The 14,772-nt window shown below is 41.8% G+C and carries 12 protein-coding genes; 9 read left to right on the forward strand and 3 right to left on the reverse strand.

Going from position 1 to position 14,772, the window contains the following annotated elements; genetic code table 11:
• The first annotated feature begins 45 nt into the window (after positions 1–45).
• The 6 genes from OLM45_RS04270 to OLM45_RS04295 all read left to right on the forward strand — a co-directional run bounded on the left by OLM45_RS04270 (position 46) and on the right by OLM45_RS04295 (position 6,109).
• On the forward strand, positions 46–672 hold the full coding sequence (locus OLM45_RS04270; protein WP_264512244.1) for a hypothetical protein: 627 nt from the start codon (positions 46–48) through the stop codon (positions 670–672).
• A gap of 164 nt (positions 673–836) precedes the next feature.
• A complete protein-coding gene (locus tag OLM45_RS04275) occupies positions 837–1,346 on the forward strand; it encodes a hypothetical protein (protein ID WP_264512245.1) in 510 nt (169 codons plus the stop codon).
• A 435-nt stretch (positions 1,347–1,781) separates the two neighbouring features.
• On the forward strand, positions 1,782–2,159 hold the full coding sequence (gene mscL, locus OLM45_RS04280; RefSeq protein ID WP_264512247.1) for a large conductance mechanosensitive channel protein MscL: 378 nt from the start codon (positions 1,782–1,784) through the stop codon (positions 2,157–2,159).
• A gap of 167 nt (positions 2,160–2,326) precedes the next feature.
• Entirely contained in the window at positions 2,327–3,316 is a 990-nt protein-coding gene (locus OLM45_RS04285; RefSeq protein ID WP_264512249.1) for an aspartate-semialdehyde dehydrogenase, read from the forward strand.
• Between the two features lie 86 nt (positions 3,317–3,402).
• Positions 3,403–3,756 carry a hypothetical protein gene (locus tag OLM45_RS04290; protein ID WP_264512251.1) on the forward strand — a complete coding sequence of 118 codons (354 nt, stop codon included), beginning with the start codon at positions 3,403–3,405 and terminating at the stop codon, positions 3,754–3,756.
• Between the two features lie 148 nt (positions 3,757–3,904).
• A complete protein-coding gene (locus OLM45_RS04295; RefSeq protein ID WP_264512253.1) occupies positions 3,905–6,109 on the forward strand; it encodes a TonB-dependent receptor in 2,205 nt (734 codons plus the stop codon).
• A gap of 38 nt (positions 6,110–6,147) precedes the next feature.
• On the opposite strand, the gene OLM45_RS04300 is transcribed toward OLM45_RS04295, so the two are convergent.
• On the reverse strand, positions 6,148–6,954 hold the full coding sequence (locus tag OLM45_RS04300) for a TIGR00266 family protein (RefSeq protein WP_264512255.1): 807 nt from the start codon (positions 6,952–6,954) through the stop codon (positions 6,148–6,150).
• Positions 6,955–7,118: 164 nt separating this feature from the next.
• Here OLM45_RS04300 and OLM45_RS04305 point away from each other — a divergent pair, with 164 nt between their 5' ends.
• The gene (locus OLM45_RS04305) at positions 7,119–7,490 is read left to right on the forward strand and encodes a DoxX protein (protein WP_264512257.1); all 372 of its coding nucleotides are present in this window, start codon (positions 7,119–7,121) and stop codon (positions 7,488–7,490) included.
• 33 nt (positions 7,491–7,523) lie between these two features.
• Here the strand turns inward: OLM45_RS04305 and mtgA are convergent, their stop codons facing one another.
• The gene (gene mtgA / locus OLM45_RS04310; RefSeq protein WP_264512258.1) at positions 7,524–8,207 is read right to left on the reverse strand and encodes a monofunctional biosynthetic peptidoglycan transglycosylase; all 684 of its coding nucleotides are present in this window, start codon (positions 8,205–8,207) and stop codon (positions 7,524–7,526) included.
• Positions 8,208–9,323 carry an NAD(P)/FAD-dependent oxidoreductase gene (locus tag OLM45_RS04315; RefSeq protein ID WP_264512260.1) on the reverse strand — a complete coding sequence of 372 codons (1,116 nt, stop codon included), beginning with the start codon at positions 9,321–9,323 and terminating at the stop codon, positions 8,208–8,210.
• A gap of 202 nt (positions 9,324–9,525) precedes the next feature.
• On the opposite strand from OLM45_RS04315, the gene OLM45_RS04320 reads away from it, so the two are divergent.
• Both OLM45_RS04320 and OLM45_RS04325 read left to right on the forward strand, forming a co-directional pair.
• Entirely contained in the window at positions 9,526–12,744 is a 3,219-nt protein-coding gene (locus OLM45_RS04320) for a reprolysin-like metallopeptidase (RefSeq protein ID WP_264512262.1), read from the forward strand.
• 99 nt (positions 12,745–12,843) lie between these two features.
• The gene (locus OLM45_RS04325) at positions 12,844–14,748 is read left to right on the forward strand and encodes an alpha/beta hydrolase family protein (RefSeq protein WP_264512264.1); all 1,905 of its coding nucleotides are present in this window, start codon (positions 12,844–12,846) and stop codon (positions 14,746–14,748) included.
• Positions 14,749–14,772 lie beyond the last annotated feature (24 nt).

Here is a 14,772-nt window from a genome sequence, read left to right on the forward strand (position 1 = left end):
TGTAAATACACAGTCATTGAATCATTGATATTAAAGTTATACGCCATGAGAAATATATTTTTTTTAATTCTAATTTCCAATTTCTTTTCTTGCTCAACAGCAAAAACAAGTAAAGAGGTTGAGATTTCCACTGCCAAACTATCGGAAACAGAAAAAACTATCGTCAATGATTTTTTAATCTCAGAGTTAAAAAAGGATAATTATAAACGGTATGCTGATTTTCAAATTAATGTAATAGCAGAATCCATTAAACAATCAAAACCAATTTCAGATTACGCGTTTAATTATCAACATAAAAAAAGTTGGGGTGTTGCTGTAAACGAGTGGGTTATTGATAGTGTTAGCCTAAATAAATTGAAATTGCAAAAACAGTTTGATTCGGTTTATTTATGGAAATCAACGGATTTCTATTGTGTGGATGTGAAAATTTTAAAAACAGAAGCTTTTAACCAAATAATCAAAAAAGGCGCCTTTGGCTTAAACGAGACAAAGTACTTGATAGTAGCGTTATCTCGTCCTGTAATTATTGATTCCAGTCATGCTTTACTTAGTTTTGATATCGGAAATGGACAATTAGGAAATGCAGCGATTACTCATTTTACAGTTTTAATGAAAAAAGTAAACGAGCAATGGATGACCGAGCATTATTTTGAAGACGGGATATATTATTAGTAGGACTTTTTCAAACTATTTTGATAGAATAAATCCCGATGTTAAGGTAATAAAATAGACACGTAAATAGGTTATAGTTAACTTTGTAATTAAATCATATGCGACTAATTATCGCTTATAGTTGTGCTTTTATTCTTTTTTGTTCTTGTTGTCCTCAAAAAAAGATGATTGAGAATTTTTTAGTGGAGGAGGTCAAAAAGAATAATGAAATCCAAAAGAGCACTCATCTCGTTTTGAATAGCGAGCAAGTAGGTTTTACACATGCCATGCAGTCGTTTGTTGTGTTTAGAGTAACAGGTTCCACTCCAGAGGAACTTGAAGTCTATACCGAACTCCGTAGAAAGTACCATGCCAACCATAGTGATGATCTGAATTTGTTTGACAATCACTCGTGGAAAAATGAGGATTTTAAATCCTTGTCATTTAAAAAAATTCCGCAAGATTCATTAAGTAATTTTATAAGAAATTGTCAGAAAAAGGGAGAAACGGCGTGTTATTATGCCCTATCAAAACCCTATTCGTATCGCTATAAGGGTCGGAAGTTTGTTTTTTTTAATCTTCAATACAAAAAGAGTTTTTTTATCGGAAAACCAACTTACGACGAAGCCATTATATTTGAAAAAATTAAAGGGAAATGGACGTTAATCGATCGTAGACCGAATAAAGATCTCTAATTGAGTTGAGCAGTGATAGTAAAGTAAAAGAGATACTTTTTTGGTAGTCTCACACAACAAAAGGCGAAAGCGTCAATGCCAAAAGAACAGAGTTTTAATAATAATATTTTTGGGATGATTCCTACCAATACACTATGAAAATCAAACTTTTATTCGGAATAGGCACGCTTTATTTTTATTGTGTAAGTTGTTGTGTAAACAAGGAAAGTTATGCTGTAATTAATACAATATTGGATTGATTAAAAGTAATTTAAAAGGAGAGGATAATTCAATCAAAAACGCCAGTATCTTTGCTAGTTACAGGACAGTTTATTATTCCATTTCCCAACGCGTGAAGCGAATTTTTTATCGGGAGTAAGATTTTTCCTTTTTACCGTTCTTTATTTGTGTTAAAATTCTTAGCTTTGAGTCAATAACCTTAACAAACAGTAAATTATGGGAATGGTATCAGAATTTAAAGATTTTATCGCCAAGGGAAATGCTATGGACTTGGCCGTAGGGGTAATCATTGGAGGTGCTTTTGGCGCGATTGTGACGTCTTTAGTGTCGGATGTAATTACACCCGCTTTGTTGAATCCTGCTTTGAAAGCCGCTCATGTGGAAGATTTAGCCGGATTAAAAACCGAGGGCGGAATCTTATACGGTAAATTTTTAGCCGCAGTAATCAGTTTCTTAGTCATCGCTTTCGTTATCTTTTTGATGGTTAAAGGAATTAATGGTATGAAGAAAAAAGAAGAAGCCGCTCCTGCTGCACCTGCGGGACCCACACAAGAGCAATTATTAGCCGAAATTCGTGATTTATTGAAGAAGTAAACCGCTACCTATATATTCTAACTAAAGCCACTCCTATACGAGTGGTTTTTCTTTTTTAAAAAGTACCAACCGATACAATTTCTCGTTATTTTTGCGTGACTGTTCGAGGAGCCGTTCATTTCCTTGAATCGCAAACTACTCAAATTTCAACTTAAAATAGAAAGACCATGAAAGTTGCCGTTGTTGGTGCTACCGGTATGGTAGGCGAAGTGATGCTACAAATGTTAGCCGATCGAAATTTTCCCGTAACTGAATTAATTCCCGTCGCTTCTGAGAAGTCGGTCGGAAAAGAAATCACCTGGAAAGGAAAGGGCTACACCGTAGTCGGATTGCAAACAGCGGTTGACAAGCACCCCGATATTGCATTGTTTTCCGCGGGCGGTCAAACCTCACTCGATTGGGCTCCGAAATTTGCGGAAGTCGGAACCACCGTCATCGATAATTCTTCCGCATGGCGGATGGATCCAACCAAGAAATTGGTCGTACCCGAAATCAATGCCCACGAATTAACCAAAGCCGATAAAATCATCGCCAATCCCAACTGTTCCACCATTCAAATGGTGATGGTTTTGGCTCCTTTACATAAAAAATACGGCGTAAAACGCGTTGTCGTTTCCACCTACCAATCCATCACTGGAACGGGGGTGAAAGCCGTGCAGCAATTGGAAAATGAATACGCCGGCGTACAAGGGGAGATGGCTTATAAATACCAAATTCACCGCAACGCCATTCCACAATGCGACGTGTTTGAAGACAACGGTTACACCAAAGAGGAAATGAAACTCACCCGTGAAACCAAAAAAATTATCGGAGACGATAGCATTCATGTTACCGCAACCGCCATTCGTATTCCAGTAGTGGGTGGCCACAGCGAAGCCTTGAATATCGAGTTCCACAATCCATGTAATTTGAGCGAAATCCGCGAAATCTTACACCATACCCCCGGCGTAGTCGTGCAAGACAACACCGATACCTATACGTATCCCATGCCGCTTTACGCGCACGGAAAAGATGAGGTATTCGTAGGCCGCATCCGCCAAGACGAGAGTCAGCCCAACACTGTAAATATGTGGGTAGTCGCCGACAACTTGCGCAAAGGAGCCGCGACCAACGCGATTCAAATTGCCGAATATTTAGTGGCTAACGAATTAGTCTAACCCGTTTCAAAATATATTTATCCCACCGAATCCTAAAAAAATGGTAAATCGGTGGGATTTTTTTATTCATTGCCTACCTTTGCGGTATGATGAATATCCGTAAACTACTTTTCGGAGGAGGTTTGACCGCCACACTGCTGCTCGTTTTCGTGCTGCAGTTTGTGCATGCCGTCAACCACATTGCGCACGAGTTCGAAGTGACGCACTGCCATCATCATTACACTTTAGGGAAAACGGAAGTCGGTCACGCCCACCACGATTACGAAAAATGTTTTCAATGTGAATTTGCGTTCAGTTCGTATATCGAACCCACCGCCATTTCCTTCCAACCCCAAAATTCCAATACGACTTCAACCCACGTTATCCAAGCTCCACAGCGGTTTGTAACGGTTTTTGAAGGAAGTTTCTTCAGCCTTCGGGCACCCCCGATTGTCGGTTAGATTTATTTTTTGGGCGCCACCTTGCCTGGGCTGAAGCCTGCGTCAAGGTCGGGCTGTACGCGGTGCACGGCACCTTGCTCCCATCCCTGGCGCAAACCGGTTCGCCGGAACGTTTATTTTTCTAATCACAAATCAATCCCATTTACACATGAAATCACTTTTATGGATGGTTGTGCTGAGCTTTTGTTCGCTCGCACAAGCCCAAAACATACTATCAGGAACGGTAACCGCATCGGGTAAACCACTGGAATCCGCCATTGTTCAATTGCCCGGTTTACACCTCGAAACCCAAACCGATGCTCAAGGTAACTTTAACTTCAAATCCATTCCCAAAGGAACCCACAAAATCGTGTTCTCCTTTGTGGGTTTTGAAACCCAAACCCAATCCATCAGTGTGGGTACTACGGCTGTAACGGTTAATTGCACACTCAAAGAAAGCATCCACCAAATGGATGAGGTGATTGTGTCAACGGCGTTCAACCGACTCCAATCGGAGAACGTAATGAAGGTCGAGCACCAAACCACCAAAGATTTGCGTCAAAAAGGAGCGTCAACCTTAATCGAAGGATTGGCCACTATTCCTGGGGTGTCGCAAGTGTCTACAGGAACATCCATCGGGAAACCGGTTATTCGCGGGTTAAGCGGCAATCGGGTGTTGGTGTACAGCCAAGGCGTGCGCTTGGAAAACCAACAATTTGGCGAAGAACACGGGCTCGGACTCAATGACGCTGGAATCGAAAGCGTCGAAGTGATTAAAGGTCCGGCTTCCTTACTCTACGGCTCGGATGCACTTGGCGGTGTGTTGTATTTTAACCCTGAAAAATTTGCTCCCGCCAACCAAATGCACCTCAATTTTGGACAGCGTTATTTTACCAATACACTCGGAAGCAATTCTACGTTAGGCTACAAACTTTCCGGTGATCACTTGAAATTCACTACGCGTGTTTCCCAAAACCTCCATTCCGATTATCAAACAGGAACGGGTGATCGCGTGACCAATACGCGCTACAAAGAATTGGATTTCAAAACGGGCTTAGGGTATTCCAATGCCTTTATGAATTCCGTTATTCGCTACAATTACAACCGCTTAAATCTCGGTATTCCCGAAGAAGGTATCGCCGAACAAACCACAACCAAAAATCCAGAATTTCCTCGGCAAAAAGTTATCGGTCAAATTTTGAGTTGGAACACCCTATTTTACCTCGGAAAATCCAAATTGGAAACCGATTTTGGATACATCGATAACGATCGCAGTGAATTGGAAGACAGTGAGATTCCTGTATTACATATGAAATTGAAAACCTTCAATTACAATATTCGCTATCATTTACCTGTATTCGGCAAACTAGAAACCATCGTTGGAACCCAAGGGATGTACCAAACCAATACCAATTCCGGCGAAGAATATTTGATTCCTGATGCCACCACCCGCGACTTTGGTGTTTTTGCAACGTCCAATTACCAATGGGAGAAAAGTGTGCTTCAAGCGGGTTTACGTTGGGACCGTCGCGGTGTACAATCCGAAGAACACGGTACACCCGGTGACGAAGGTTATTTTCAAGCCATCGACCGTTCGTTCAACAGTTTCAATGCTTCTTTAGGGTATAAAACCAACATCAAAGAAAATATAGTGGTGCGGTTGAATGTGGCTTCGGGTTTCCGTGCGCCTAACTTGGCCGAATTGTCCTCCAATGGCGTACACGAAGGCAGTAACCGCTACGAAATCGGAAATGCTAATTTGAAAAACGAGCAAAACCTTCAAACCGATGTGAATGTAGAATACCGCAATCCGCATTTTGAATTGTTTGCCAATGGGTTTTACAACCATTTGAACAACTACATTTATATCGCACCCAACGGCACCCAAATTGACGGGTACAATGTGTTTGATTATGTACAAAACAACGCCTATTTGTTTGGGGGAGAAGCAGGAATCCATTTTCATCCCCATCCCATCGATTGGTTGCACGTGTTGGCTACCTTTGAAAGTGTAACGGGTAAGAAGAGCAATGGGGATTACCTGCCTTTGATTCCAGCCAACAAAGTCACAGGAACTTTCCGTGCGGAGTTAAAAGACGGAAAACGTTGGAAAGAGTCGTTTGCATCTGTGAATACCGAACATATTTTTGCACAAAACAATCCAGGTGTTTTTGAAACTAGCACACGGGATTATACGTTGGTGAATTTGGCCTTTGGAACAAAACTTACCCTAGGCAAATCCAGTTTTGATTTAAGTTTGAATGCGAATAATCTATTCGATAAAACCTATGTTTCCCATTTGTCCCGACTCAAAGTCGACGGCATTCCCAATATGGGTCGAACCATCGTACTCGGATTAAATTACACCTTATAAAAAGAAAAGCCTAACAGTGATGTTAGGCTTTTTTTATGTTAGAATCGGTTATCCCCGTCAAGTAAATTCCCGAGTCCGCCCAGGATGCTGCCTTCTTCCCTCGAACTGCCACCAGCTTTAGGAGCTGAAGCAATAATACGATCGGCCAAACGACTAAAAGGAAGCGATTGTACGTATACCGTTCCGGGTCCGCGTAAGGTTGCATAAAACAAACCTTCACCACCAAAAAGCGAATTTTTGATACCACCGATAAACTCAATGTCGTAATCCACGTCTTGGGTAAACCCAACAATACAGCCGGTATCTACTTTCAAAACTTCTCCATGAGCCAGTTCGCGTTTGGCTAGGGTTCCGCCCGAATGCACAAACGCCATGCCGTCACCTTCGAGTTTTTGCATGATGAATCCTTCGCCGCCAAAAAGTCCGCGCCCAAGTTTTTTCGAGAATTCGATCCCTACAGCTACACCTTTAGCAGCACAAAGAAACGCATCTTTTTGACAAATAAATTTGCCGTTGAATTGCGCTAAATCGATGGGGATAATTTTTCCTGGATAAGGAGAAGCGAAACACGCTTTGCTTTTACCGTGATTATTGTTGATATAGGCGGTCATAAATAAACTTTCACCTGTTAGGACACGTTTTCCGGCAGATAATAATTTGCCAAACAAACCTGAATTTTGGTTTTGTTCGCTGCCGTCGCCGAAGATGGTTTCCATTTGGATGCCATTGTCCATCATCATAAAACTTCCGGCTTCTGCGATGACCACTTCTTGGGGGTCCAATTCAATTTCTACGTACTGCATTTCTTCGCCGTAGATGGTATAATCAATTTCGTGTGCTTTCATAAATAAGGTTTTGGGTATTAGTTGGAAAAGGCTTACAAAAGTTACAATTCGAGAATTAGTTAGGGTTTATTTTTACAAATTAACAAGCTGAATAAGAAAAGCTAAAAAATAATGTTATATTTTTACCATAATGATAACCAATAAACTATAAAATTATGAATTCAATGTTTACACGAATTGTCAGAATCCTGCTCGGACTGATTTTAGTTGTATTTGGCTTAAATAAATTGATGCCGTCCCCTTTTATTCCGTTACCTCAATTGCCTCCTGATGCTGCGGCGTTTATGACTTCGTTGGCTTCAACCGGTTATGTGTTAAAAGTGGTGGGGATTTTAGAAGTGGTAATTGGAGCGTTGTTGTTACTCAAAAAATGGGTGGCCTTTGCCTTAATATTATTGGCTCCAATTTCGTTAAACATTCTGTTATTTCACCTGTTTTTGGATGCATCGGGAATGGTAGTCGCTATAGTCATTGCCGCCTTAAATGGAATTTTGATCTACAAACACTGGTCGCAGTACCGGTCGTTGTTTTTATAAAAAAGAAAAGCGTTGGAACTCCCAACGCTTTTTTTAATCCAGATAATCGGGTCGCCCGACATAGCGCATAATGCGTTTAATTTTTGCTTTTCGTTTTTGAATGTACGCCGAGGAATTGATCGGTTTGTATTTTCTCGGATTGGGTAAGATGGCTGCTATTCCGGCCGCTTCATCTTTGGTCAGACTTTTCACATCATGACCGTACCAATACTTTGAAGCTGCCTCGGCACCGTAGACACCATCACCCATTTCGATACTGTTGAGGTAGACTTCCATGATGCGTTCTTTACTCCAAAAGAGTTCGATGAGCACTGTAAAATAGGCTTCAAAGGCTTTACGAACATAACTACGGCCTTGCCATAAGAAAACGTTTTTGGCTGTTTGTTGCGAAATGGTACTACCGCCTTTGATGCGTCGGCCTTTGTTGTTGTTTTTGAATGCTTTTTGCATCGCACCAAAATCAAATCCCCAGTGTTTGGTAAATGTGCCGTCTTCACTAGCAATCACTGCTTTTTGTAAATTCACCGAGATACTGTCAATAGGTACCCAATCGTGGTTGCAAATCATTTCTTTGCCATCGAGTTTATTTTCGATAGCGCGAGTGACCATTAAAGGCGTAAACGGAACCGGTACCCAACGAAATAGGATCACGGAGGCGATTGATAAACCGAAAAACCAGAGCATGATTTTCCGTAGTATTTTCCAGAATTTTTTCATTTATGTAATAATTTCTGCGAGTTCTTTTCCGACCAAACTTCCAATCGCAACGCCCATTCCGCCCATGCGTACGCCGCAATAGGTGTTGTTGGAAAGCTGTTCGATTATTGGACTTTTACTATTTCCAATGCCCATGATGCCACACCAACGGTGAGCGATTTCAACTGTTTTCCCGGGCAAAATAACCTCTTTTAAAAGGTAGTCCAAACGATGCTGGATTTTTTCAGTGATTTCAAACTCGGTGGTAGTTTCGCCTTCAAAATCCAAATTTCGTCCGCCGCCCAATAAAATACGGTTTTCAAAATTACGGAAATAATAATAACCGCGATCCAAGTGAAATGTACCGCGAATATCAAGGTCGGGAATGGGTTCGGTAATCAAAACTTGGGCTCGCGCTGGTTTCACTTCGTTACGGGTTAATGGGCCAGCAAAACCATTGGTGGTAAAAATTAATTTTTGGGTGATAAAAGAAAAATGGTCAAGTTCGATTTCAACCCGTGTTCCTGTATCAACATGATTTTTGACTTCCATTTGATTCAAGATGAGGATGCCTGCGGCAGCGGCTTTTTGTAAAAGAAACTGCATCATATTTCCCGTATCAATTTGCGCTTCAAAAGGATTGAAAATTAAATAGTCGTGAATGCCTTTAAAGTCAAAACGATCCATTTCACGAGCAAAAACTTCGGTTTTAAATAAGGGTTTTAAGAGTTCGTTGACAAAAGGAAGTTTTTGCAAACATTCATGATACAGGTTTTCTTCTTCTTTTAAAAACAATTCATAGCCGCCATAAGGTTTGAAATCCAGATGGGAATCGCCTACGTTCTTCCGCAACAGTTGGAGTCCAGCCCAACGTTTTTGCACCAATTGCATCACTTCTTCTTCGGAATGTGATTTTAAATCGTCAATGATTTCCGAGATACTCCCAAAACAGGCAAATCCAGCATTTTTGGTGCTCGCGCCTTGGGGTAAAACACCGCGTTCTAAAATCAGGATTTTAGCCTGAGGAAAATGTTCGCGAAGCGTTAAGGCACAATGAATTCCCACAATACCGCTCCCGACAATGGTGAAATCCACGTTTGAAAACCAATTTTTAATCTCCCAAAAGCTAAGTTGCATGTTCAAAATTTTACTAGAATTAAAAGTAATTATTTTTATCAAATTATGAATACTTCCTAAAATATTTAGAAATAATTTGACATAAACAACTATAAAAGCACTGCAATTCATCGATTTGTTAATATCTTTTGGGTTTTACCGCCTAATTCTTAATGAAATCTTAATACTTTCGTTTTTGAATAACCTAAAAAAGCAATTTTATATGAAGTACAGATTACTTTCAGTGGCCTTATTTGCCATCTCCGGATTGGTATCGGCACAGCAAAAGGGATCGGTATGGACACCTGCTTCTCGCGGCAATGTTACTTTATTGGACAGTCGGATGCAGTTGCCTGAAAAAACCCTAATGCAGTTGAATGTGAATGATTTGAAAACGGCGTTGCAGGCAGCTCCAGTACGTAGTTTTACAGGAAGATCAAGCAATGTGATTGTTGAGATTCCCAACAGCAAAGGCGATATGGATCGTTTCAGTGTGTATGAGAGTTCGAATATGGATCCTGCACTCGCTGCACAATTTCCTGAAATCAAATCCTATGTTGGATACGGAATCGACAATCCTACGTTGACCGCCTATTTCAGTATGTCGCCTTTAGGATTCAAGTCAATGGTTTTGGGCGCCGATCGCACAGCAGAGTTCATTGAGCCGTTGACACAAGATTTAACAACATATACCATTTATAAGAAAACCGACCATCAAGCTACAGGGACATTTCGTTGTTTGGTCGATGATGAGCCTGTAATGGTTAATCAGGCAAATGCTCTTGCGGCACGTCCTAATGCTGATGATGCGGTATTACGCACCTACCGTTTGGCGCTTTCTTGTACAGGGGAATATACTACCTATTTCGGGGGAACCAAAGCGTTGGCTTTAGCAGCGATGAACAATACCATGACTCGCGTAAATGGTGTTTTTGAAAAAGATTTTAATGCACGTATGGTTATCATTGCTAATAATGATTTGGTCATTTATACGTCTGCTTCAACCGATCCCTATTCAGCAGCAACTACGGGTGCTGGAGGAGTGTGGAACACGGAATTACAAAATACCTTAACGTCTGTTATTGGAAATGCTAACTATGATGTAGGGCATTTATTTGGTGCAACTGGAGGCGGTGGAAATGCGGGATGTATTGGTTGTATTTGCGTGGATGACACAGCAAGCACCACTGATAAAAACAAAGGAAGTGGGTACACATCTCCAGCTGATGGAATTCCCTCGGGAGATAACTTTGATATCGACTACGTAGCACACGAATTGGGTCACCAATTTGGAGCAAATCATACCTTCTCGATGAGTAACGAAGGAACAGGTGCCAATATGGAACCGGGTTCAGGATCAACCATCATGGGGTATGCCGGAATTACAAGTCAGGATGTGCAGCCTCACTCAGATGCCTATTTCCATGCGATCAGCGTGCAACAAGTAACCAACAACATCAAAGCGAAAACCTGTTCGGTTAATACAGCTACTGGAAATGCAGTGCCTGTGGTCAATGCTGGTTTGGATTATACTGTTCCAAAAAGTACACCATTCATGTTAACAGGTACCGCTTCTGATGCGAATGGTGATGTGATTACCTACAACTGGGAACAGTTTGATAACGCAGCTTCAACTGCAACTGGAGCGAGTTCAGCAGCTAGTGCTACTCGTACTAGCGGACCAACTTTCCGTTCATACAATTCATCAACCTCTCCTGTGCGTTATTTCCCAAGAATGCAATCGGTTTTAGCAGGTGCTACAACTACTGCGGGTACAGAAATAACTGTAGAAGCATTACCTTCTGTAGCACGTACCATGAATTTCCGTTTGACCGTTCGCGATAACCGCGTAGGTGGAGGAACCAATAACAGTGATGATATGATTGTTACCGTAAATGCTACTGCAGGTCCTTTTGCAGTAACTGCGCCAAACACAGCCGTTTCTTATGTAGGAGGAACTTCTCAAACCGTAACATGGAATGTAGCGGGAACAACCGCGAATGGAGTAAACTGTGCCAATGTAGATATCTTATTGTCTACCGATGCAGGAACAACTTGGACAACCATTTTAGCAGCGACTCCTAATGACGGAACGCAAGCAGTAACTTTACCCAATACGCCAAGTACTACCTGTCGTATCATGGTAAAAGGTTCTAACCACATTTTCTTTGATGTGTCAAATGCTAACTTTACCATTACTTCTGGAACACCAGATACTACAGCGCCAACGGCTCCAACACTGGCAGCTTCAGGAACTACAGCAACATCAACTGTATTGACTTGGTCAGGTGCAACAGATAACGTGGCAGTAACCGGATATGATGTTTATCAAGGGGCTACATTGTTAGGTTCTACAACGTCTACAACGTATACTGTAACAGGTTTAACAGCAGCAACAACGTATTCGTTCTCTGTAAGTGCAAAAGATGCAGCAGGAAATGTGTCAGCAGCTAGTAATGCCGTTTCAGTAACTACCACGGCTCCGGATACCACTGCGCCAACTGCGCCCACATTAACGGCTTCAGGAACTACTTCTAATAGTACAAATTTATCGTGGACAGGGGCTACAGATAACGTAGCAGTAACCGGTTATGACGTTTACCGTGGCACTACGTTGTTAGGTTCAACAACGGCTACTACTTATGCGGTTTCAGGCTTAACAGCTTCAACAACGTATACGTTTACGGTTCGTGCTAAAGATGCTTCAGGAAATGTTTCTGTGGATAGTAATGTCGTTTCTGTGACCACTCTTGTTGCTACTGTTACCTATTGTACTTCTCAAGGGAATAGCACAGCTGATGAAAAAATTGGAAGAGTACAATTGGGTACTATTAACAATACTTCAACTGGAGCAGCAGGTTATGAGGACTTTACAGCTCTTTCTACTAATCTTGTTCGTGGCGTAGCCAATACAATTACCATTACCCCTTCATGGACAGCAACCAAATATAAAGAAGGATATGCTGTATTTATTGATTTAAATAGAGATGGTGATTTTTTAGATACTGGTGAACGTGTTTATTCAAGAGCAGCTTCAACGACAACACCTGTAACAGGATCGTTTACAATACCAGCTTCTGCAAGTTTAGGTACGACTCGTATGCGTGTATCCATGAAATACAATGCAATTCCTACAGCTTGTGAAGTGTTCTCTTTTGGACAAGTAGAAGATTATACCGTAAACATTACTTCAACGGCAAGAGGGGAAGAAATGAATACACTTACAACGAATGTTTATCCAAATCCAGTAATAGACGTATTGAATCTTTCGGATATTTCGACGGAGACATCGTATAGAATTCTAAACATGATGGGTCAAGAAGTGCAACGCGGAACTACTTCTGGTGAAGGGTTACAAGTTGTAAATCTAGCACCTGGAACGTACTTAATCGAAGTGAGCAATACCAATGGTAGCGCTACAAAACGCTTCATCAAACAATAAGTATCGTTTTTTCAATTCAAAAAAGACCACTCTTCGGAGTGGTTTTTTTATTACTTTTAAGGCGGAATCACTATTCCCACAAACTAAACGTTACGAATTATGAATAAAAAAATTGGCATTGTAATCCTAAGTCTTATGAGTGTTGCAGCAAGTGCGCAAACCCTTACTCCAGAAATGCTCTGGACACTGGGGCGCGTTTCCGTTTTGGGTTTGACCAAAGATGGACAAACAATTGTATATAAAGTTTCAACGCCTTCTGTGGCCGAAAATAAATCGTCATCGAAATATTTCACGGTACCTGTTGCTGGCGGTGCCGCTACGGAGGTTCAAAATGCAGAAGCACTGGTGGCCAACCGTAATCTATCGCCCAATGGGAAGTATTTGTTGTCTTCTCAAGAAACGAAAGTTGAAAAGGTTTTAGGTAAAGATTTTTATCCCGAATTGGAAAAGTCTACGGCGCAAGTCTACAACGGATTGGATTACCGCCACTGGGATACCTGGAACGACGGTACCCACAATCATGTGTTTTTTGCCGATGCAAACGACCCTAAGGCCACACCGTTTGATATTATGGCGGGCGAACCTTTTGACGCACCCCAAAAACCACACGGTGGGGAAGAAGACTACATTTGGTCACCCAACAACACCATTATTTATGTGTGTAAAAAGAAAGCAGGAACGGCCTATGCGATTTCGACCAATACCGATTTGTACGAGTACAATATCGAAACCAAAACCACCCGTAACCTCACCGAAGGGAATTTAGGTTACGACACCAATCCCGCGTTTTCAGCACAAGGAGTTTTGGCCTATTTGCAAATGCAACGCGACGGCTACGAAGCCGACAAAAATGATATCATCGTTCGCATCAACGATCAAGTAAAAGTGAATTTAACCGCCGCTTGGGACGGAAGTGTCGATAATTTCATGTGGGCTCCCGATGGTAAAAAAATCTATTTTGTGGCCGCTATCGACGGTACAAAACAACTCTTTGAAGTCAACTATCCGGGGCTAACCAAAATTGCGGTAACCGTGAAACAAGTGACCAACGGCGACTATGATGTGGCCGATATCATTGGGTTTTCAGGAACCAAAGTCGTCGTGTCGCGCACCGACATGAATCACGCCGCTGAGGTGTATACGTATGATCTAAAATCAAAAGCGTGGAATCAAGTGACACACGTGAATGATGCCGCCTATGCGAGTTTGAACTTACCCAAATTCGAACGTCGTTATGTGACCACTACCGATAATAAGAAAATGTTGGTATGGGTGATTTTACCGCCCAATTTTGATGCGACCAAAAAATACCCCGCGCTGTTGTATTGCCAGGGCGGACCCCAGTCGCCGTTGACGCAGTCGTATTCGTTCCGTTGGAATTTCTCGTTGATGGCTTCGCAAGGGTATATCGTGGTGGCGCCCAACCGACGTGGAATGCACGGTCATGGTGTGGCTTGGAACGAACAAATCTCCAAAGATTGGGGCGGTCAAGTGATGCAAGATTATTTGTCGGCGATTGATGATGTTTCCAAAGAAGCCTATGTCGACAAAGCCCGTTTGGGAGCGGTAGGAGCGAGTTATGGTGGATATTCGGTGTTTTATTTGGCCGGAATTCACAACAACCGTTTCAAAACCTTTATTTCTCATTGTGGGGTGTTTAACTTAGAAAGTATGTACGGTACCACTGAAGAAGTTTTCTTTAATAATTGGGACCACGGCGGACCCTATTGGGAGAAAGACAATGCTGCAGCACAGAAAACGTTCAGTCAGTTTAACCCGATTAACTTCGTGAACAACTGGAATACGCCGATTTTGATTATTCAAGGAGGCAAAGATTACCGCGTGCCGATTGGACAAGGACAAGAAGCTTTCCAAGCGGCTCAATTGAAAGGTATTAAGAGTCGGTTTTTGTATTTCCCCGATGAAAACCACTGGGTGCTGAAGCCGCAAAACGCCATCGTTTGGCAAAATGAATTTTACAAATGGTTGAAAGAGACCTTATAATAGAAAAGCCAGTGTTTTTGCACT

This window comes from Flavobacterium sp. N1719 (assembly GCF_025947045.1).
Classification (GTDB): Bacteria; Bacteroidota; Bacteroidia; order Flavobacteriales; family Flavobacteriaceae; genus Flavobacterium; species Flavobacterium stagni.